Below are 20,109 nucleotides of genomic sequence, written 5' to 3'. Positions count from 1 at the left end.
TCGACGGGCGCTTCAGCCCTTCACGGCGCCGGCGGTGAGGCCGGAGACGATGCGGCGCTGGAAGATCAGCACCAGGATGACGACGGGCACCGTCACGATCACGGACGCGGCCATGATGTTGCCCCAGGGCAGCTCGAACTGCGTCGCGCCGGAGAGGAGCGCGATGGCGACGGGCACCGTGCGCTGCTCGGACGAGAGCGTGAAGGTGAGCGCGAACAGGAACTCGTTCCAGGCCGCGATGAAGGCGAGGAGCCCCGTCGTCACCATGGCGGGCCACATCAGCGGCAGGAAGATGCGCCGCACCACGATCCAGGGCGAGGCCCCGTCGACGAAGGCGGCCTCCTCGAGCTCCTTGGGCAGCTCCCGCATGAAGGTGGTGAGCACCCACACCGTGAAGGGCAGCGTCAGGATCATGTTGGAGAGGATCAGGCCCCAGAGCGTGTTGTAGATGTTCAGTGCCCGGATCAGCTCGAACATGCCCGACAGCACCGCCACCTGCGGGAACATCGACACCGACAGGATGGTGAGGAGCAGGAGCCCCCTCCCCCGGAAGGTGACGCGGCCGAGCGCGTAGGCGGCGGTGACTCCGAGGAAGAGCGACAACGCCACGACCGAGACCGCCACCACGATCGAGTTGAGGATGTTGCGCCCGAAGGGCTGGCCGGTGAAGACCGAGACGTAGTTCGCGATGTCGACCGCGTCCGGCCACACGGCGGTTGAGAACAGCGCCGATCCGGAGCGGAAGCTCGAGATGATCGCGTAGTAGAACGGGAAGATCGAGAAGATCACGATCGCCACGATCAGGGCCCAGAAGGCCACCTTGGCGTAGACGGGCGTTCTCATCGGGCGTCCTCCCCGAGCCGGACGCGGCCGGCGGTCAGCGTGATGATCACCAGGATGGCGATGATGAGGAAGAGCAGCGTCGAGGCGGCGGAGCCGTAGCCGACGTCCTGGAAGTCGACGAGCTGCTGGCGGGCGTAGACCGACATCGACATCGTGTCGCGCGAGTTGGAGGTCAGGACGTAGATCAGGTCGAAGATGCGCAGCGCGTCGAGCGCGCGGAAGATGATCGCCACCATCAGCGCCGGGCGGATGAGCGGCAGGGTAACCTTGAAGAAGACCTTGACCGGGTTGATGCCGTCGACCCGCGCCGCCTCGTAGCAGTCGGAAGGCAGCATCTGCAGCGCGGCGAGGATGAGGAGCGCCATGAACGGGGTCGTCTTCCACACGTCGACCATGACCACCGCCCAGAGCGCGGTGTCCGGCGAGGCGGTCCAGGCGACGGGCGAGGAGATGATCCCGAAGGTCATCAGGATCTCGTTGAGGACGCCGAACTGGTCGTGCAGCATCCAGCCCCACATCTGCGCCGAGACGATGGTCGGGATCGCCCAGGGGATGAGGATCGCGGCCCGGAGCATGCCGCGGCCGGGGAAGGCGGCGTTGAGCGTCAGCGCGATGATCATGCCGAGCACGAGCTCGAGCGAGACCGACATCACGGTGAACCAGAGCGTGTTGTAGACGGCCCGCCACCAGTCTGGATCGGCGATGACGCCGTACCACTCGCCCTCGTAATATTCGAGGAAGTTGGCGAAGCCGATGAACTGGTAGTCCGAGATGCTCGACAGGCTGGCGTCGGTGAAGCTGAAATAGATCGTCCGGAGCAGGGGCCATCCGGCGATCAGCGCCAGGACCACGAGCATCGGCGACAGGAAGAGCCAAGCCGAGCGCACGCGCGCGCGGGTCAGCTCCGAGGACTTGGCGGGCATCGCCATGAGACGGACCTCTCCGTGTCTCCCCCCGCCGCCGAGCCCCTGAGCCGGCTATGGTCTTTCGGGCACGCGACGACGCACTGGGACGCGAGGGGAACGCGCCGCCCGGGCCGGAGGGCTCCGGGCGGCGCATTGGCTTCGGTCACGCTCCGGGCGGGAGCGAGGCGCGACGCGCGGCTCACCAGCCGCGGCGGCTCAGGCGGTTGAGCGAGGACTCGAGGCTCTCGATCGCCGGCTCCGCCTCGGCGGTGTCGGAGAGGACGTTGTGCACCGCGTTCCAGAACTCCGAGGAGACCCGGTTGTAGCTCTCGCCCGTCGGACGCGAGGGACGCGCCACGGCGTTGACGAACGTGTCGTAGAGGTCGCCGAAGAACGGGTTGGCGGCGAGCACCTCTTCGTCGTCGTAGAGCGCGGCGATGGTCGGGTTGTAGGAGGCCTCGATGGCGCGGCGCTTCTGCTCCTCGTAGGAGGTCAGGAACCGCACGAGGTCGGCCGCGGCCTCGGCATTGGCGGAGTACTTCGACACGGCGAGGTTCCAGCCGCCGAGCGTGCCGGTGTTCTTGCCGTCCTCGCCGCCCTTGGGCAGCGCCGCGACGCCGACCTTGCCCTTCACCGGGCTGTCGTCCGAGTTGGCCAGCGCCCAGGCGTAGGGCCAGTTGCGCATGAATACCGCATTGCCCGACTGGAAGACGCCGCGCGCCTCCTCCTCGGCGTAGTTCAGCACGCCCTCGGGGGAGATGTTGCCGACCCAGGTGCCGGCGAGGCGGATGGCCTCGATGGCGTCCTCGTTGTTGACGGTGACCTCGCCCTCGGGATCGACGATCGAGCCGCCGCCATACGCGTCGATCCACTCGAGCGCGTTGCAGGTCAGGCCCTCGTAGGCGCGGCCCTGGAAGACGAAGCCCCAGAGCTGATCGTTACCCTCGGCGCGCTCGGCGTCCTGGATCATCTGCGCCGTGTCGGTCAGCTCCTGCCAGGTGGTCGGCACGGAGGCGCCGTGCTTGTCGAGCAGATCCTGGCGATAGTAGAGCACGCCCGCGTCGGTGAACCAGGGCATGGCGACGAGCCGGCCCTCGATCGTGTTGTTCTCGACGATGGCCTCGAAGTGCTCGTCCTGCTGGCCCTCCATGTAGGGCGCGAGATCGATGAAGTGCTCGCCCAGGATGCCCGGCCAGATCACGTCGATCTGGAAGACGTCGATGTCGGCCGCGCCGGCGGCGAGCAGCTGCTGGTAGAGGGCCAGGCGCTCGGTGGAGGAGTTCGGGGTGGAGACCACGGTGACCGAGTTGCCGGTCGCCTCCGCCCACGCCTCGGCGCCCTCGCGGCAAAGCTCGAGCTCCTGGCCGACCGCGCCGCAGGAGATCGAGATCGACGCGCCCTGCGCCTGCGCGCCGCCCGCGGCCAACGCCGCCGTGAGCCCGACGACCGACGCGCCGATGAGAGTGCGGAATTTCATGCCTGTCTCCCTCCCGTTTTCGCGGCCGGGTCGATTCGCCCGCCGCCTGGATGTCCACTTCCTGAAATGCCGGGCGTCGCCCGAAATCACATATGCAAAGTCTTCGAAGCGCCCGTCCGGTCGGCGACGACGGCGTCGACCACCGAAGGCCCTCGAGGGGCGACGGCGGCCCAGCGCCCGTTGCCCTTCCAAAGCGCTTTGGGAAAGAGGTAGAACGGGTATGAGCATTCTGTCAAGGAAGCAGCGCAGCAATTTCTTTTGTGCGCCGCAACAATGCATCTCGATAGAACAGCACACCTTGCATGTTACTGTAAAGCCCCTCAAAATGCCCTTCCAAAGCGCTTTGGGCGAGGTCGATGAATCTCAAGGAATTGGCCGCACATCTGGGCTTGTCGCAGACCACGGTCTCGCGCGCGCTCAACGGCTATCCAGACGTCGCGGAGGCCACGCGCCGGCAGGTGCTGGAGGCCGCGCGGCGCTTCAATTACCGCCCCAACCCGGCGGCGCGCCGGCTCGCCACCGGGCGCGCCGGCACGGTCGCGATCCTCTTTCCCATCGACCGAAACCTCCTCGTCGACCCGCATTTCTTCGAGCTGCTCGCCGGCCTCGCCGAGATGATCGCCCGCACGGAGATGGAGCTGTCGCTGCGTGCGACGCCGGTCGAGGAGGAGCTCGAGACCTATCGCCGCCTCGCGGCCGCGGGGCGCGTCGACGGCTTCGTCCTCTCCTCGCCCGTCCTCGAGGACCCGCGCATCGCCGAGCTGACCGCGCGCGGCGCGCCCTTCATCGTGCACGGGCGCACCGATGCGAGCGAACCCTACGCCTTTCTCGACATCGACAACGAGGGGGGGTTCCGAAAGGCGACGGCGCTGCTGCTCGATCTCGGCCATACCGACATCGCGCTGCTCAACGGGGATGCGGCGCTGACCTTCGCCCAGGACCGCGAGCGCGGCTTCCGGGCGGCGCTCTCCGCGTGCGGGCTCGCGCCGGGCCCGGACCGCGTGCGCAACGCGCCGATGACGGAGGAGAGCGGCTATCGCGCCGCCCGCGCCCTGCTCGAGGAGCCCAATCGCCCCACCGCCTTCGTGGTCTCGAGCGTGCTGCTGGCACTCGGCGTCTATCGCGCCGCACGCGACCTCGGCCTGACGATCGGGCGGGACGTCTCGGTCATCGCCCACGACGACGCCCTGCCCTTCCTCAAGGCCGAGACCTTCGACCCGCCGCTCGCCACCATGCTCTCGCCGATCCGCCAGGCGGGCTATCGGCTCGGCGAGATGCTGATCGAGCGCATCTCGGGCACGCCGCCCGAGCGGCTGCAGGAGGTCTGGCCGGTGGACGTCGTGTTCCGCGGCTCGATCGCGCGGCCGGAGTCGCGGGAGGGCCCGCGGGCCCGCTCGCGGCCCACGGGCGTGCGCGTCAAGCCCGCGGCGGAGCGGCGGCCTCCGCGATGAGCGGCTCCGGCTCGATCGCCTCGGCGGCGGGCGCCCCCGGGGCGGCGGCCAGCCAGACGGCGAGCGCCGCGACGACGAGCCCGACGACGCCCGCCACCGTGACCGTCTCCCCGAAGACGAGCCAGGCCATCACCATGGTCACCGGAGGCGACAGGTAGGTGAGGCTCGCCACTCGCGAGGCCGAGATCCGACGCAACAGCACGAACATGAGGCCGAAGGCTGCGAGCGAGACCACGAGCGCCAGCCAGACCACCGAGAAGACGAAACCGGCCGTGACCTCCGCCGCGAGGCCTTCCAGCCCGATCGCCAAGGGCGCGAGCACGAGGAGCGAGGCGACGCAGTGCCAGAACGTCACGAGCATCAGCGGGGCCGGAGGCTGCTCGCCGAGATTGGCGCTCCGGTCGATCAAGGTCGCGACCGTGATCGCGGCGACCGCCAGGAACGGCAAGGCGTAGGCGAGCGGCGCGCCGCCGAGCGAGATTCCGTCGCCGATGACGACGGCGACGGCGATCAGCCCGAGGACGAGCCCCGACCATTCGCGGCGGGTCACCGGCTCGCCGGTCATGCGCGCGGAGAGCGCGCCGGTCATCATCGGCTGCAGCGCCGTGATGAAGGCGGCGAGCCCGGCCGAGAGGCCGAGATCGATGGCGCCGAGCACGGCTGCGAGCCAGCCTGCATGCGCCAGGACGCCGACGACGGCGTGCCGCGCCAGGACGCGTGGCGGCAAGCGCCGCCACTGGCCCATCAGGGTCACCAACCCGGCGAGGACGGCCGCGACCAGCACGTAGCGCCAGAACAGGAGCGTGAAGGCGCCCGAATGGCCGAGCCCGTACTTCGCGCCCACGAAGCCGGAGCTCCACAGGACGACGAACGCGCCGCACAGGACGGGAAGGGAGGCGAGACGCGCGATCATCGCGCCCCTCCCATGCCCCGAACGACACGGCGGAAGCCGGAGAGGTCGTCCCGCTCCATGTAGACCTGCTGGAAGTGCCGGACGCCCTCCTCGACGTCGAAGGCGTCGCGGCCGTGGAGCACGCGATGATTGTCGATCAGAAGCACCTCGCCCGGCGCGCACCGGATCCGCACGCCGTTCTCCGGAGCGTTGACGCGCTCGGCGAGCGCTCGCCAGGCGTCGTACCAGCGCGGCACCAGGTCGAACGGCATCGTCCGCAGCGGCTGAACCGCCCAGTTCGCGTAGCGGATGATCTCCAGCTCGCCGTCGTCGTCGAGGATGATCGGCGCGCGGCGCGAGAGCGTGTCGGCCTGCTTCGACCAGAGGCGGAACTCGACGGGATAGCGCGTCAGCATCCGCAGCGTCTCGGGATCGCGCTCGCGCAGCTCCTCCACGACGCGGGCGCCGTCGACGAAGCGCGACGCCCCACCGGCGACCTGGTTGCGCAGGCAGTGGAACACCATGACGTTCGGCGGCCAGGAATATCCGGAGCAGTCCGTGTGCAGCGGCAAGGCTTCGTTCGTGAAGCCGAGCGTGTAGGGATCGGCCTCGACCCTGATGTCGGCGATCCGGTCGAAGACGATCTCGCGCACGTAGGCGAGACGCGACGCGAAACGCTCGACCTCGCCCGCCGCCGTGGGGGCGCCGACCAGCTGCACGAGGCCGAAGGTCTCGAAGGCGCCGATCATGTCGGCGGCCGCGGCGTCGTCCCGCATGACCTCGTCGTAGGTGAAGCGCGCGACGGCGTCGGCATAGCCGGCGTCCCAGGTCGTGCGGACCCTCGCCGGCGCGGCCGGCGCGTCGTAGGCGTTTCGACGCAGCCAATCGGGCGCGAAGCGGCTCTCGGCGGCCCCGTCCGACCAGACGATCCGGATCGAGCCGTCGCTCACCTCGACGCTCTGCGCGCCGAGGCCGGCCGGGACGGACTCGATCAGCGCCTTCCGCTCGCCGGTGCGGAGGTCGAAACGCTCGCTGGACCGGCAATTGTCGCGCAGCCATTGGTAGTGGAATCGCGAAACCTCGCCGGAGCCCCAGCGAACGGAGAGGTGATCGGCCTCAGGCCGGACCTCGACGACGGCCTGGGCCGTGAAATTGCTGTCGTGCAGTCCCATCTCGCACCTCTTCATTGCGTTCACGCTCGATAGGATGGGGCGAGTACGTATTCTCGGAATACGCCGAACGTGCGAGAGGGCTTCGCGTACAACGCAAAGCCTGGGGAGTGCGCCGATGAGCCTGATCCCGGACCTCGCGCTGATGCTCGAGCTGGCGGAGCACGGCAGCTTCTCCGTCGTCGGCCGCCGGCAGGACCAGGCGCCGTCGAGCATCGCCCGCCGTCTGGACCGGCTCGAGGCCCTGGTCGGCGAGCGGCTCTTCAACAGGACACCGAAGGGTCTGTTCCTCACCGCGACCGGCGCGCGCAAGCTCGCCGAGGCGCGCGAGCTCGTCGCGGCGGCGGACGCCTTCGTCGCCGAGCGCCCGCGCGACGGCGCGCTGAGGGGGGCGGTCGCCCTCACGGCGCCATCGCGACTTGGCGCGGTCTGCGTCGCCCCGATCGTGGCGGGCTTCCTCGCGGAGCATCCCGAGGTCTGCGTCGACCTGCACCTGACCGACGCTTTCCAGGATCTCGATCGCGAGCGGATCGACATCGCCGTTCGTGTCGGCGGGGATGCGCCGGGCCATCATCGGGTGCGGCGCATCGCCGACAACAGGCGTGTCCTCGTCGCCTCGCCCGCCTATGTCGCGACGCGCCCGCCGATCACGACGCCCGAGGATCTCCGGGCCGCCGACGGCGTCCTCCTCGGGGCCGCGCCGATCTGGCGTCTGCGCGACGCCGCCGGCCGGCGGATCGACGTGGCGCCGCGCGCCCGGGTGCGCTGCGTGGCGGGCGACGCGGTGACCCCGCTGTGCGAGGCCGGGCTCGGCGTCGCGCTGAAGTCGTACTGGGACGTGCGCGGCTCGTTGGTGGCCGGCCGCCTGGTCCAGGTCTTGCCGGACTGGGCCCAGGCCGACGGCTCCGAGATCCTCCTGACGACGCCGTCGAACCGTCTCGTCTCGCCGGCGGCGCGGGCCATGGCGCAGGCGCTCGAGCGCGGATTGCGCCCCCTGATCACCGCATAGGCGCCGGCGGCGCCTCGGCGATCGCCGCGCCGATGCGTGCGCGCAGGTCCGCGCCGGTGCGCTGGAAGCCGAGGAGACGCGCGATCGCCGTGATCATCTCGTCTTCCGCGAGCGCGCCGTTCTCGGCGAGGGCGCGCCGGCCGGCGGCGCGGATCTCGAGCGGCGCGATCATCGCCGCGTCCCGCACCGTCGTGGGCGCCTCCGCACGATCGCGCACAGGAGGGTCCGCGTGCTGGACGGCGGTGAACCAGAAGCCGTCCTCCTCCGCCAGCGCCGCCTCGCTGTGGCGCGCCCAGGCCAGCGCCTTGTCGACCGTCTCCAGGATGCGCGCGCCGGTCCGCTTCGCGCCGAAGGCGGCGGCGTAGCGCCTGGCGATCTCGTCGCGATGGATCGGCCCCTCTGCCTCGACGATCTCGACGACCATGCGATGCGCCTGCGCGAGCTTCGCCTCGTGGGGCTCGATCCCCTTGGGCGGGCGCACGGAGGCGAGGACGTAAGGGTCGCCGGCCGGGGTCGGGGGCGCCTCGAACAGGTCGCGCGGCGGCTCGGGCACGAAATCGATTCGCGGCGGCGGCGGCGCGGCCGCCGGGGGCGCGTCGCCCGACCGGGCCGGGGCCTCTTCCAGCGCCGCGCGCAGGCGGGCGATCTCCGCCTCGCGGCGATAGTACCAATCCGTCGACCAGATCCGGTGGAAGCGCCAGCCCATGCCCTCCAGCACCTCCTGGCGCAGGCGGTCGCGCTCGCGCGCCCAGAGCGCGCCGTGATAGGTGGCGCCGTCGCACTCCACCGCGAGAAGGTAGCGGCCCGGCGCCTCCGGGTCGCGCACGCCGAGATCGATGCGAAAGCCCGCCTGCCCCACCTGCGGGTCGGCCGTGTAGCCGAGCGCCGCGAGTGCGCGCGCCACGTCCTCCTCGAAGCCGCTCTCGAAGTCGCGCCCGGTGGGGCGCGCCTCCTCCAGCACGCCGCTTTCCGCGTAGGTCAGGAAGCGCTTGAACGCGCGCGGCCCCGCGCCGCTCGCGCGCTTCGGGTCGATCTCGGCGGGGTCGAAGGAGAGGAAGACCTCGCAGCGGAAGCGGGCGCGGGTGAAGAGAACGTTGAGCCGACGCTCCCCGCCCTCGGCCGAGACCGGGCCGAAATTCATGGAATCGAGCCGCCCGCCCGCCTCGCGCGGGCCGTAGCCGACGCTGATGAGGATCGCGTCGCGCTCGTCGCCCTGCACGTTCTCGAGGTTCTTGACGAACAGCTCCTCCCCGCTCTCGCGGGCGGCGATGAAGCCGTCGAGGACGGGATCGGTCCGCCGGGTCTCGTCGAGGAGCGCCGAGACGAGGTCGCGCTGGGCGGTGGAGAAGGTGACGATGCCGAGCGAGCGCTCCGGCCGCTCGGCGGCATGGCGCGCCGCGGCCTCCACCACCGCGCGGGCCTCGATCGCGTTCGTGCGCCGTCCGCCGCGGTCGTAGGCGCCGGCGACGCGGGTCGCGACGAGACCGTCGACGTCGCGGGTCGCCGCGGGCGAGGGCGGCATCAGGAGCCGGCCGTCGTAGAATTCCTCGTTCGAGACCGCGATCAGCGACGGGTGGCGGGAGCGATAGTGCCAGAGGAGCCGCGTGCGCGGGAGGCCGCGGGCCTCGCACAGGGTGAGGATCGACTCGAGCTCGGTCGCCTTGGCGGCCCCGGCGAGCGGGGCGCCCTCCTCGGCATCCTCGCCGTCGTCCTCCGCCGCGCCGTCGGCCGTCAGCCGGTCGAAGAAGCTCGTCGGCGGCAGCTGCTTCGCGTCGCCGACGACGACGATGCGCTTCGCCCGCGCGATCACGCCGAGGGCGTCCTCCGGGCGCACCTGGCTCGCTTCGTCGATGACGACGAGGTCGAAGGCGAGCCGGCCCGGCGGCAGGTACTGCGCCACCGAGATCGGGCTCATCAGGAAGATCGGCTTGATCCGGCGCACGCTCGGGCCGGCGCGGGTCATCAGCCTGCGGATCGCCATGTGGCCGCGTCGCTTGGCGGCCTCGCCGCGGATCACGCCCATCTCGCCCATCGCGCCCCGCGGCATCGCCTCGGCGTGGCGGGCGCGGACGAGCGCGGCCACGGCGCCGCGGCGCGCGTGCTCGAGGCGCTTGAACGCCTCGACCAGCGCGGTGCGCTCCTGTCCGTCGAGCCGGCCGAGTTGCGGATCGCCGGCGATCGCGGCGCGCCAGACCGCCTCGGCGCGGGCGAGGCGCAGCTCCTCGGCCACGGCATCGGGCGCGAGCCGCCCGTCGGCGAGCCGCCGGGCGACGTCCCGCGCGCCGAGCCGGTCGAGCGTCTCCTCGGCCTCGGCGAGGGCGACCCACGCGCGGAAGCGCCCGCCCTCGCGCGACCAGGCCTCGAGCCGCGAGACGAGATCGCCCATCCCGACGGACCCGAGATCCGCCGCCCCGAAGGCGCGATCGAGATCGAGGCGCAGGCGCTCGCGGAGCGCGTTCGCACGGGTCGCGGCCTCGCGAACCGCGACGGCGAGCGCACGCCCGGCGTCGCGCGCGGCCTCGGATCCGGCATGGTCGCGCAGGCGCGGCCACTCCTCCCGAAGCGCCCCGAGCCGGGGGCCGGCGGCCGCGATCCAGTCGAGGGCGGCGAGGAGGCCCGCGACGTCCGTGCGTCGCCCGGCCCAGAGCGGCCCGAGAAGCCCGCGCGCCTCGGCGCCGAGCGCCTCGAGATCGGCGAGGCGGCTCTTCAGCGCGATCAGCCGGTCGGCGAGCTTCAGCCGCGCGGCCGGATCGCGCGGCGCCTCCGCCGCGGCCCAGGTGGCGAGCTCGGCGGCGGCGCGGCGGTAGGTCCCGCCGAGCCGGGCGAAGAAGGAGCCCGCCCCCCGCGCCAGAGCGGCGCGCACGGCGCTCGTCTCGGCCTCCAGCGCCGCGGGGGCGAAGAGGGACGCGTCCGCCTCGATCGCGGCGAGCGTGTCGCGCGCCTCGGCGAGAAGGCGTGCGGCGCGCGCCCGGTCGGCGTCGGCGAGCGTCACGAGCGCGTCGAGAACGCGGGCGTCGGGGGGCGCCTCGCCGATGGTCGTGAGCGCGAGCGCGACCCCGGCGACCTCGGCGAGCGTCTCGGGCGCGCGCCAGCCCAACGCCGCCGCCGCCTGCCCCGCGCGGCCGGCGAGGCTCCCGAGCGCCTCCGCCGAGGCCGCGCAATCGGGCGCGAGCCGCTCGACGTCGAAGGGCTGGAGCGCGAGATCGCCGACGCCGCGCCAGGGATGCGCGTCGGCCCGGCCGTGCTCGGCGGTGCGCTCCGCGAGCCGCCCCGCGGCCTCGACCACGGCGGCGAAGACGTCTTCGGGCCAGGTTCCGAGAGCCGGGCAGTCGAGCTGCGGCGGCTCGAGCCCGAGGCCGGCCGCGCGGGCGAGGTCGCCGAGGGCGCGGTAGGGGCTCGTTCCGGTGTCGCCCACCGGCCGGTGCAGGTCGCGGGCGATGGCGTTGAGCCGATCGCGGATCTCGCGCAGCTTGGCGTCGCTCGCGGCGAGATCGGGCGCGCGGGCGACGCCGTCGAGCGTGCGGCCGAGTTCCTGCGCCACGAGGCGCTTGTTCGCCGTGCGCGAATGCAGCTCGAGGCACAGGGGCCCGAGGCCTGCGCGCTCCAGCCGGTCGTGCACGACCGAGAGGGCGACGAGCTTCTCGGCGACGAACAGGACGGACAGCCCGTCATGCGCCGCCGCGGCGAGGATGTTGGCGATCGTCTGCGACTTGCCGGTGCCGGGCGGGCCCTGGACGACGAGGTCCGTTCCCGTCCGCGCCGCCTCGACGGCGAGCGTCTGCGAATGGTCCGCGTCGACGACGTGGACGAGGTCGGAGGGGGCGTAGCGCTCGTCGAGCCGCGCCGCGGCGTCGTCGGCGACGGGCTTCTCCGCGCCGTCGAAGCCCTCCGCCAGCAGGCCCTGCAGCAGCGGATGGCCGAGCAGCGCGCCACCCGGCCACTTGTCCGGCTCCAGATCGTGGAACATGAGCAGCTTGGCGAAGGAGAACAGGCCGAGCTCGACGCCGTTGCGATCCACGCCCCAGCGCGGCTTGCCGGAGACGGCCGCGGCGACGGCGTCGAAATAGGCCGAGGGCTGCCACTCGTCGCCCTCGGGGATCGCCGGCAGCGTGATCCCCTGCTCCTTCAGCCGCTCGGAGAGCGGCAGGTTGAGGCCGATGTCCTCCTCGCGCGCCTTCAGGTCGAAGGTGGAGCGACGGGCGTCGCGCACCAGCGTCACCGGCGCGAGGACCAGCGGCGCCTCGCGCATGACCTCGGAGCGCTCGTCCTCGTACCAGCGCAGGAAGCCGATCGCGAGATAGAGGATGTCGACGCCCTGCTCCTCCTCGGTGAGGCGCGCGTCCCGCCAGAAGCGCAGGAGCCGCTTCTCCAGCGCGTCCGGACCCAGACGCGTGCGCAGTCGATCGACGCGATCCGTGTCGGCGTCCATCTCGGCATCCGCGTCGGGCGCGGCGAGGTGAGCCACCGGCGTGCGAAAGGCGCCGCCGCCTTCCTCGGTCTCCTCCTCGTCGAGCACCTCCCCCGCGGCGGCGCGGGCGGCGAGAACGGGGTCGGGCGCGAAGCGCAGGGCGGCGCCCTCGCGGACGAGCCGGGCGAACAGGGCGTCCGTGTCGGGCGTCAGGACGCCGAGCGTCGTCGGCCGCTTCGCGCCGCGATTGGTGTGGACGAGGCGATTGCGGGTCCCCGTCTCGATCAGGCGGGCGCGCGCCTCGGCGAGGCGGGCTTCGAGAACGGACTGGAGGCGGCCGGCGGACCGGTTCGGCGAAGCGTCGGGCGTCACGGTTGTCTCGTCGCGATGGCCCGGGAATCGGGCGTGGCTCGGCGGGCGTTGCCCGTCACGCGTTATTCCCATCTCGGGGCGTAAAGGCAACCGTCCGCACGCATGCGGCGTATCGCGAATCGCCGGCTCGGCGCCGCCCCGCGACCTCTGGGACCGCATTCCCAGGACGCTCCGCGAGCGGCGAAGCGACGCAAGCTCGCCACACCTGCGCATTATTCGACAGGCAGGCCCCATCCTCGCCGCAAAGTCGCGCGACCGGAGGCCGGCAAAGGGTTCACGAAGCGGCACGCGCGTGCTCGAATGTGCGAGCCGCCGACTCCCGCTTCCGCGGCGCCCTGCCGGAGACAACGAGAGACCATGTCGGACGCCTTCACCGCACTCGCCGCGCTCGTCGCGCTCGGAGCGCCGGTCGTGGCGGGACCGGTCGGCGTCGTCAGCGCCGAGCCGGTTCTCGCCCTGCACGGCACGGAGGAGGCCGGCGCCTCGCGCTCCGTGCCCGTCGTCTACCGCGACGGCGAGCCCGCCGGGCGCCTCGGCGTGGATCGCGCCACGATGCGCCGCGCCGAGATGCCGGACGATTTCGTGCAGGCGCTCGTCGCGGTGGAGGACGCCAGCTTCCAGCGCCATATGGGCATCGATCCCGCCGGCCTCGGCCGCGCCGTCGTCGGCGCGCTCAGCGGGCGCACCGATACCGGCGGCGGCTCCACCATCACCCAGCAGCTCGCCAAGAACGCGCTCGTCGGCGATCGCGCGACGCTCGACCGCAAGGTGGCCGAGGCGATCTCGGCCGTCATGACCGAGAGCGTCGCCGACAAGGACCAGATCCTCGAGAGCTACGCCAACGCCGTCTATTTCGGCCGGCGCTCGGACGGCGGCGCCACCGCGGCCCAGAACTGGTTCGGCCGCGACTGGGCCGCGCTGGATCTCGGCGAGAACGCCTTCCTCGCCGGCGTGCTGCGCGCGCCGTCGGGTCTCGACCCGGCCCGCAGCGTCGAGCGCGCCATGCGCCGCCGCGACCACGTGCTCGACCGCATGGCCGAGGTCGGGTTCATCACCGCCGAGGAGCGCGATCGGGCCAAGGCCCGGCCGATCCCGACGATCGCGCCGCCGCCGCCACCGCGGCCCGGCTCGGCGCCGCCGGACCCGGACTATTGGGCGATCTCGGAGGCCCGCCGCTTCCTCGGCAACGGCCCCTACCTGAGCCAGCCGGAGAACGAGCCCTTCCGCGTGACGCTCGACGCCGACGCGCAGGCGATGGCTCAGCGTGCGCTCGACTCCGTCCTGGAGCCGATGAACCGCCGCCTGCCGGACGCGCCGCTGGGCCGCCTCGCCGAGACCGCGATCGACCGCGCCGCCGCGAACCCGGAGGCGCTGTGGCTCGCCGCCGACCAGATCGCCGCCCGCATGCCGGAGGGCGTCGCCCGCGTCGTCGTCGGCCGCGACGGCCTCGTCGTCGAGCCGAACGGGGCGGTCGTTCCGCCGGAGCCGGCCGCGGACGGGACCCGTCCGGAGGCGCCGCGCGTGCCGTCCGGCGCACGTCTCGGGGACATGTACGCCCTCTTCCCGGACGGCACGGTCCGCGGGCGCCCCCGCGTGCAGGGCGCGCTCGTCGCCATCGACCTCGACACCGGCGAGACCGTCGCCTCCGTCGGCGGCACCGAAAGCTGGGCGAGCGGCTTCGATCGCACCCGCGCCCAGCGCCAGCCGGGCTCGTCCTTCAAGCCCTTCGTCTGGCTGGCCGCCCTCGACAACGGCGTGGGCCCGCAGGACTGGGTGCTGAACGGGCCGATCGCCGTCACCTACGGCGACGAGGTCTGGACGCCGCAGAACTACGATGGCGGCGGCGGCTCCTACGTGCCGGTCTTCACCGCGCTGGAGCGCAGCTACAACCAGGTCGCCGCGCGGCTCGCCATGCATGTCGGCATGGAGGAGGTGCGCCGCGTCGCGGTCTCCTCCAGCCTCTACCCGCCCGACGAGCGGGGCCTGCTCTTCCCGTCCGCTTCCATCGGCGCGGTCGAGACCTCGCCCTACCGCATGGCGCTCGCCATGCAGGCGCTCGACCCGCGCCGGAGCGACATCTCGAGCCCGCAGAACCTCGAGGATCTCGAGAGCATGATGCGCGGCGTCGTGCTCCGGGGAACGGCGGCCGGCGCCTTCGCGAACGGTCCGGAGGGCGTCGTCGGCAAGACCGGCACCTCCCAGGACCATCGCGACACCTGGTTCGTCGGCCGCACCGGCGATCTCGCCTTCGCGGTCTGGGTCGGTCGCGACGACGACGACCCGTTGCCGACCGTGAACGGACGGCGCGCCACCGGCGGCTCCACCGCGGCGCCGATCGCCGCGTCCTTCCTGAAGGAAATGCGCGCGGCGGCCCTCAGCACCGAGACCGTCGAGGCCGGGCTCTTCGCCCGCGAGGAGGCCCCGTTCTGGATCGAGACCGAGCAGTCACAGCCGCAGCCGGAGCCGGAACCGCGCGGCTTCGGCAATTGGTGGGCGAACCGCGGCTCCGACCGGGGTCGGCAGCCGCAGGGGCCGGCGCCGGAGCAATGGCGGCCGGGATGGGCGCAGTGATGACCGGATTTCTCTCGCGCGGGCGCCTGGCGGCGCTCGCCTTCGCGCTCCTCGCCTGCGCGTCCGGCGTCGCCGCGGCGCAGACGCTGCCGCCGCCCCGCGCCGGCGCGCCGAGCGAGGCCCTGGAACGCTTCCTGATCGACGCCCATCCGGTGTTTCAGCGCGCCGAATGGCGCGACGCGGCCTGGGACGGCGACGCCGTGGCGACCGAGCTCCCGGCCGGGCACGCGCTCGCCGGCGAGGGCCGCGCGGGCGCCGCCGTGCGGATCTCTCCGGAGGTCACCGCCTCGGGCGTATCGCTGCTGCTGCCGTGGCGGGAGACGCGGATCGAGGCGGCGCGCGCCCATCTGGTCGCGGACTGGCTGGTGCTCGAAGGGTTCACCCTCGCGAATGCCGGCGGCACGCTGGGCGCGGACGCGCTCGTGCTCTCGGCCGACGCCCTGCGCGCGCTGGGCGCCGCCGTCGCCGGCGAGGCGCCCGCCGCCTTCACGCCCTCGGACCTGTTCTTCGACAATCTCGCCATCGAGGTGCGACGGCCCGCGCCGAACGGGGCGCAGCGCGAGTTCGCCTCCCGCTTCTCCGCCGACGCGCTGACGCTCGTCGGGCTCACCGCGCGCGACGTCGCCGAGGACGGCGCGACCGTGCTCGACCTCGCCGGCATCGACGGCAGCAACGTCTCGGGAGCCGCCCGCTTCGCCGGCTCGGCCGCCTTCGCGCTCGGCGAGCTGTCGTTCCGCGGCTCCCCCCGGCGCGTGACGCAGGCGATCCAGGCGGCGATCGGCCTCGCGGAACCGCCCGCCGACGCGGGCGCGCGCGCGATCACCTTCGACATGGAGGACTTCCGCTTCGAGGCCCGCCGACCCGGCGCCGAGCCGGCGACCCTGCTGGCCGCCGAGATCGCCCTGCGCGGTCACGTGGGCGACGCCGCCTCGCGGGTCTCGCTCGTGATCGACGGCGTGCGGGCCGACACCGCCCTGTTCGCCGGCTCGCCGGCGGAGCCGATCGTGGCCGAGGTCGCCGCCCGCGCGGATGCGCAGGCTCCAGGGACGCCGGACACGTTGACCTTCGATCTCGACGCGGACGCCGCGGTGCGGCCGGGCCGCGCCCGCGTGCGCCTGTCCTGCCTCGCGGTTCCCGGCGTGATCCAGGCGAGCGGCGAGGTCGACGTGTCCCTTCCGGAAGACGCCGACCTCTCCGAAATGTCGATGCGCGAGCTGATCGGGGCCCAGGTACGCGACATGCGTATCGCCGTGATCGACCAGGGCTTCGGCGACCTCGTCGAGCAGCTGACGGGGACGACGGTGCGCGCTCTGGTGGAGGACGCCGCGTCCTCCGTGCTTCAGGCCCGGCTCGGGCTGCCGGCCCCGGTGGCGCGGCTGACCCTGCCGCCGCTGCTCGGCGCGGTCGAGATCCTGGAGACCCAGGGATCGCTCGCCGCGGCGTCGAGCGCGGCCGGTCCGCTGCCGCTCGCCGCCGCCTCGCTGCTCGGATCGGCCGCGCCGGCCGAGGGCGCCGCCTGCGAGTGAGGACGCCCGCCGCGGGAGGCGGCGAGCGTCGGCCGTCTCAGCGCGTCGCGCCGATGTAGCGCTCGAGCGGGGCGACCTCGTCGATGAGGCCGCGCTCCTTCATGAAGGTGGCGAAACGGGCGTAGCGCTCCGGGTCCACCGCCGCCGGGCTCGCCTGGAAGCGGCGCAGCGTGTCGGTCCAGGCCTGGCGGTTGAGCGCGTCGTCCGCGCGCGGATAGGCGGCGACGAAGGCCTCCCAGCTCTCCTCCGGATGGTTCAGGAGGTGCACCGTCGCCTGCTCGATCGCGTCGAGGAAGCGGGCGAAGACGGCTTCGTCGGCGCGGTCCCGGCGCACGACGTAGATCAGCTCGTCGTAGGTCGGCACGCCGTGCTCCTCGGGATAGAAGGCGCGGCCTTCCGAGCCCTGCAGAGCGAGTTCGGTGAGCTCGAAATTGCGGAAGGCGCCGATCACGGCGTCGACCTGGCCGGACAGAAGCGCCGGGGTGAGCGCGAAGTTGACGTTCACGAGCGAGACGTCGTCGAGCGTCAGGTCGGCCTGCGCCAGCATGGTCGAGAGCAGGGCCTCCTCGAAGCCGGCGATGGAATAGCCGATCGTGGCGCCCTTCAGGTCGGCGAGGGTCTCGACCGGCCCGTCGGCGAGCGTGACGAGGCTGTTGAGCGGGGTCGAGACCAGGGTGCCGATCCGCACCAGAGGCAGCTCCTCGGCGACGTGCAGGTAGAGGCTGGGCTGGTAGGAGATGGCGATGTCGCCCTGCCCCGACGCGACGAGGCGCGGCGGCGCGGAGGGATCGGCGGGCTCGATCAGGGTGACGTCGAGATCGGCGGCGTCGAAATAGCCCATCTCCTGAGCCACCACGAGCGGCGCGTGGTCGGGATTGGCGAACCAGTCGAGCAGGACGGTGAGCTCGTCGGCCGCCTGCGCGGGCGCGGTCGCGGCGGCGGCGAGGAGGAGCCCGGCGAGAGCTGCGGGGATACGCTTCATGGACGGGAGACTTTCACGGTCGGAGTGTCGAGCCGCGGGCCGGGCGCGCGTAGCGTCGCGCCTCAGCCCCGCAACGTCTCGGGCGCCCAGTGCAGCGCGCGCGAGACGGCCCAGTCCGTAGCGCGCCAGAGCGCGAGAGCAAAGAGCGCGAGCACGATCAGGCAGGCGAAGACGAGATCCGTCTGAGCGCGGGCGTTGGCGTGCAGCATCAGATGGCCGAGGCCCGCCGCGCTGCCGACCCATTCGCCGACGACGGCGCCGATCGGCGCGACGCCGGCCGCGACGCGCAGGCCCGCGCCGAGGGACGGGAGCGCGGCGGGCGCGCGGATCATGAACAGCAGGCGCAACGGACCCGCGCCGTAGAGACGGGCGAGCTCGACCAGGTTCTCGTCGACGCGGCGCAGGCCGTCGTAAAAGGCGCTCGCCACGGGGAAGAAGATGATCAAGGCCGCCATCGCGATCTTCGGCGCGAGCCCGAAGCCGAGCCAGGTGACGAGGAGCGGCGCGATGGCGAAGACGGGGATCGCCTGCGCCATCGGCAGGAGCGGGCCGATCGTCGTGCGCGCCCGTCGCGACCCGCCGATGAGCAGGGCCGCGCACACGCCGACCGCCGCGCCGACGGCGAGCCCGATCAGCGTCTCGGCGGCCGTGACGAGCGCGTTCTCGAGGATCAGCTGCCAGCGCGCGAGGAGCGTCGCGCCGATCCGGCTCGGCGCAGGGAGCATGTAGGCGGGAAGCGCGAAGAGGCGCACGGCGCCTTCCCAGAAAACGAGCAGCGCGACCGCCGCTGCCGCGCCGCCCGCCGCGCGTGCGACGCCCGAAGGGCCCATCGTCTCCTCGTCGTGCTCGCGCATCGTCGCTCCTGCTCGCCGCTCCTCGCGGCCCTCCGCCGCCCGTCCCGGCCCGCATCGCGCGCATGAAGCCAGATCATGCCATCTCTGCGGGCTTCGAGATTTTGCCGGGATCGAAAAAATCAAAAGTCCATCGCATTTGAACGAAATGTCTCAAGCTTCCGCAAAGGAACTCGGTCTTCCTGTGGGCGACCGATGGAGGCAGCTGTCATGCGAGTTCGGGATCAGCTTCGTCGTGCGCGGGACGACCGCTCGGGTGCGGTCGCGATCATCTTCGCCCTCGCGCTCGTGCCCGTTGTCGCCATGGGCGGCGCGGCAGTGGATTATTCGCGGACGCAGCAGGCGGCCTCGGTCCTCCAATCCGCGCTGGACGTCGCTGCGATCGCGGCCGCGAACAAGGGCCCGGACCTGACCGAGGCCGAGATCGAGGCGCTCGCGCGGACCACCGTCGAGCAGCGGCTCGGGTCGGAGACGGCCGCGGTCCTCACGGGCCTGAAGGCCGTGCGCGCGGACAAGACGATCTCCCTCACCGGCCAGGCGCGGATCTCGACCGCGTTCATGCGCGTCATCGGCGTGGGCGTGATGGACGTCCACCGCGAGGCCCAGTCGACCTACGGCATGCAGCACATCGACGTCGCGCTCGTGCTCGACAACACGGGATCGATGGGCCAGAGCGGCAAGATCACCGAGCTCAAGCGCGCGCTGTGCGGCGATACGCGATGCTCAAACCCGAACAACGAGCAGGGTTTCGTGGGAATCATGCGCGAGGCGGCGCGCGAGGAGGATCGGATCCGGGTCGGTCTCGTGCCGTTCGACACGACGGTGCGCATGCCGCTCGACGTCCAGGAAGCGACCGCCCGCGCGACCGCGACCGCGGACACCTTCGCCGCACCGCGCAACGACGGCTACTGCGCCGGCGGCGCCGGCAGCGACGACGCGCAACGCGTGGGCATCTTCCGCTTCGCGGGACGCGACCGCAACGCCCAGCGGGGCAATCCCTGCGGCTCCCCGCGTCCCGCGCCGGCGACCTGGAACGGCTGCGTCTGGGACCGCGACCAGAACCGCGATCTCGACATCGTGGACGATGGGCAGGTGCTCACGGACATCCGCACGCTGCACCCGGCGGTGACCTGCCGCTCCAACTCGCTCGCGCGCATCTTCCCGCTCGCTGACGTCTGGACGCAGAACGCGCGCCTGGTCGGCGCCCTCGCGGACATGTCCCCGTCGGGCAACACCAACCTGACGATCGGCGTGAGCTGGGGCCTCGCCCTGCTCACCGCGCGCGAGCCCTTCACCGAGGCGGGCGCGCTGCCCAGGGGCGTCGATCAGGGCGACGTCCTGCGCTACATGATCGTTCTCACGGACGGCGACAACACCGAGAACAAGAGCAGGGGCAGCCGCGGCGCGATCGACGACCGGACGCTGCGCGCGTGCCGCAACGCCAAGGACGCGGGGATCACCGTGATCACGGTGCGCGTGATCGCCGGCAACCGCAACCTGCTGCGGGACTGCGCGAGTGGGCCCGAACACTACTACGAAGTCTCCCAGGCCGCGCAGCTGACGGCCGCCTTCCGCGAGATCGCGGACCGTATCGGATCGGTGCGCCTCACCCAGTGACACGGCCGCGGGCGGCGCCTCGACGCGCCGCCCGGC

Annotated in this window: 13 protein-coding genes; 5 read left to right on the top strand and 8 right to left on the bottom strand. The window is 72.5% G+C overall.

Going from position 1 to position 20,109, the window contains the following annotated elements; all coding sequences use genetic code 11:
• Positions 1-12: 12 nt before the first annotated feature.
• The 3 genes from ABL310_RS09455 to ABL310_RS09445 form a co-directional block, all read right to left on the bottom strand.
• A complete protein-coding gene (locus tag ABL310_RS09455) occupies positions 13-843 on the bottom strand; it encodes a carbohydrate ABC transporter permease (RefSeq protein ID WP_349371423.1) in 831 nt (276 codons plus the stop codon).
• On the bottom strand, positions 840-1,772 hold the full coding sequence (locus ABL310_RS09450; RefSeq protein WP_349371422.1) for a sugar ABC transporter permease: 933 nt from the start codon (positions 1,770-1,772) through the stop codon (positions 840-842). Before ABL310_RS09450 ends, ABL310_RS09455 begins: the two co-directional genes overlap by 4 nt.
• Positions 1,773-1,947: 175 nt before the next feature.
• A complete protein-coding gene (locus ABL310_RS09445) occupies positions 1,948-3,225 on the bottom strand; it encodes an ABC transporter substrate-binding protein (RefSeq protein ID WP_349371421.1) in 1,278 nt (425 codons plus the stop codon).
• Between the two features lie 356 nt (positions 3,226-3,581).
• Between ABL310_RS09445 and ABL310_RS09440 the strand changes: the two genes are divergently transcribed.
• The gene (locus tag ABL310_RS09440; RefSeq protein WP_349371420.1) at positions 3,582-4,676 is read left to right on the top strand and encodes a substrate-binding domain-containing protein; all 1,095 of its coding nucleotides are present in this window, start codon (positions 3,582-3,584) and stop codon (positions 4,674-4,676) included.
• Here the strand turns inward: ABL310_RS09440 and ABL310_RS09435 are convergent.
• Positions 4,642-5,589 carry a DMT family transporter gene (locus ABL310_RS09435; protein WP_349371419.1) on the bottom strand — a complete coding sequence of 316 codons (948 nt, stop codon included), beginning with the start codon at positions 5,587-5,589 and terminating at the stop codon, positions 4,642-4,644. The two genes, ABL310_RS09440 and ABL310_RS09435, sit on opposite strands and share 35 nt — an antisense overlap.
• Positions 5,586-6,740: a TauD/TfdA family dioxygenase gene (locus tag ABL310_RS09430; RefSeq protein ID WP_349371418.1), complete on the bottom strand. Its 1,155-nt coding sequence runs from the start codon at positions 6,738-6,740 to the stop codon at positions 5,586-5,588. Before ABL310_RS09430 ends, ABL310_RS09435 begins: the two co-directional genes overlap by 4 nt.
• A gap of 115 nt (positions 6,741-6,855) precedes the next feature.
• Here ABL310_RS09430 and ABL310_RS09425 point away from each other — a divergent pair, with 115 nt between their 5' ends.
• Complete coding sequence (locus tag ABL310_RS09425) at positions 6,856-7,746, top strand: LysR family transcriptional regulator (RefSeq protein WP_349371417.1); 891 nt, start codon at positions 6,856-6,858, stop codon at positions 7,744-7,746.
• Here ABL310_RS09425 and ABL310_RS09420 read toward each other — a convergent pair.
• Positions 7,736-12,526, bottom strand: coding sequence for a DUF3320 domain-containing protein (locus ABL310_RS09420; protein ID WP_349371416.1), 4,791 nt, complete (start codon positions 12,524-12,526; stop codon positions 7,736-7,738). The genes ABL310_RS09425 and ABL310_RS09420 overlap by 11 nt on opposite strands.
• Before the next feature lie 357 nt (positions 12,527-12,883).
• Here ABL310_RS09420 and ABL310_RS09415 point away from each other — a divergent pair, with 357 nt between their 5' ends.
• Together ABL310_RS09415 and ABL310_RS09410 are read left to right on the top strand one after the other, a co-directional pair.
• The gene (locus ABL310_RS09415; RefSeq protein WP_349371415.1) at positions 12,884-15,097 is read left to right on the top strand and encodes a transglycosylase domain-containing protein; all 2,214 of its coding nucleotides are present in this window, start codon (positions 12,884-12,886) and stop codon (positions 15,095-15,097) included.
• Positions 15,097-16,623: a hypothetical protein gene (locus ABL310_RS09410; protein WP_349371414.1), complete on the top strand. Its 1,527-nt coding sequence runs from the start codon at positions 15,097-15,099 to the stop codon at positions 16,621-16,623. Before ABL310_RS09415 ends, ABL310_RS09410 begins: the two co-directional genes overlap by 1 nt.
• A gap of 37 nt (positions 16,624-16,660) precedes the next feature.
• On the opposite strand, the gene ABL310_RS09405 is transcribed toward ABL310_RS09410, so the two are convergent.
• The gene (locus ABL310_RS09405; protein ID WP_349371413.1) at positions 16,661-17,605 is read right to left on the bottom strand and encodes an ABC transporter substrate-binding protein; all 945 of its coding nucleotides are present in this window, start codon (positions 17,603-17,605) and stop codon (positions 16,661-16,663) included.
• Positions 17,606-17,667: 62 nt separating this feature from the next.
• Complete coding sequence (locus ABL310_RS09400) at positions 17,668-18,459, bottom strand: ABC transporter permease (protein WP_349371412.1); 792 nt, start codon at positions 18,457-18,459, stop codon at positions 17,668-17,670.
• Positions 18,460-18,534: 75 nt separating this feature from the next.
• On the opposite strand from ABL310_RS09400, the gene ABL310_RS09395 reads away from it, so the two are divergent.
• Positions 18,535-20,073 (top strand): VWA domain-containing protein, encoded by a 1,539-nt coding sequence (locus ABL310_RS09395; protein WP_349371411.1) that lies wholly within the window; start codon positions 18,535-18,537, stop codon positions 20,071-20,073.
• The last annotated feature ends 36 nt before the right edge of the window (positions 20,074-20,109 follow it).

The sequence above is a fragment of the Salinarimonas sp. genome (assembly GCF_040111675.1).
Taxonomy (GTDB): domain Bacteria; phylum Pseudomonadota; class Alphaproteobacteria; order Rhizobiales; family Beijerinckiaceae; genus Salinarimonas.
Note: the sequence above shows the minus strand (reverse complement) of the source record. Positions and strands in the feature narration are given on the sequence as shown.

Coding starts and splice junctions, on each gene's coding strand:
- ABL310_RS09410 (WP_349371414.1), top strand. CDS start 15,097: ATGACCGGATTTCTCTCGCGCGGGCGCCTGGCGGCGCTCGCCTTCGCG.
- ABL310_RS09450 (WP_349371422.1), bottom strand. CDS start 1,772: ATGGCGATGCCCGCCAAGTCCTCGGAGCTGACCCGCGCGCGCGTGCGC.
- ABL310_RS09445 (WP_349371421.1), bottom strand. CDS start 3,225: ATGAAATTCCGCACTCTCATCGGCGCGTCGGTCGTCGGGCTCACGGCG.
- ABL310_RS09440 (WP_349371420.1), top strand. CDS start 3,582: ATGAATCTCAAGGAATTGGCCGCACATCTGGGCTTGTCGCAGACCACG.
- ABL310_RS09435 (WP_349371419.1), bottom strand. CDS start 5,589: ATGATCGCGCGTCTCGCCTCCCTTCCCGTCCTGTGCGGCGCGTTCGTC.
- ABL310_RS09425 (WP_349371417.1), top strand. CDS start 6,856: ATGAGCCTGATCCCGGACCTCGCGCTGATGCTCGAGCTGGCGGAGCAC.
- ABL310_RS09430 (WP_349371418.1), bottom strand. CDS start 6,740: ATGGGACTGCACGACAGCAATTTCACGGCCCAGGCCGTCGTCGAGGTC.
- ABL310_RS09415 (WP_349371415.1), top strand. CDS start 12,884: ATGTCGGACGCCTTCACCGCACTCGCCGCGCTCGTCGCGCTCGGAGCG.
- ABL310_RS09455 (WP_349371423.1), bottom strand. CDS start 843: ATGAGAACGCCCGTCTACGCCAAGGTGGCCTTCTGGGCCCTGATCGTG.
- ABL310_RS09395 (WP_349371411.1), top strand. CDS start 18,535: ATGCCATCTCTGCGGGCTTCGAGATTTTGCCGGGATCGAAAAAATCAA.
- ABL310_RS09400 (WP_349371412.1), bottom strand. CDS start 18,459: ATGCGCGAGCACGACGAGGAGACGATGGGCCCTTCGGGCGTCGCACGC.
- ABL310_RS09405 (WP_349371413.1), bottom strand. CDS start 17,605: ATGAAGCGTATCCCCGCAGCTCTCGCCGGGCTCCTCCTCGCCGCCGCC.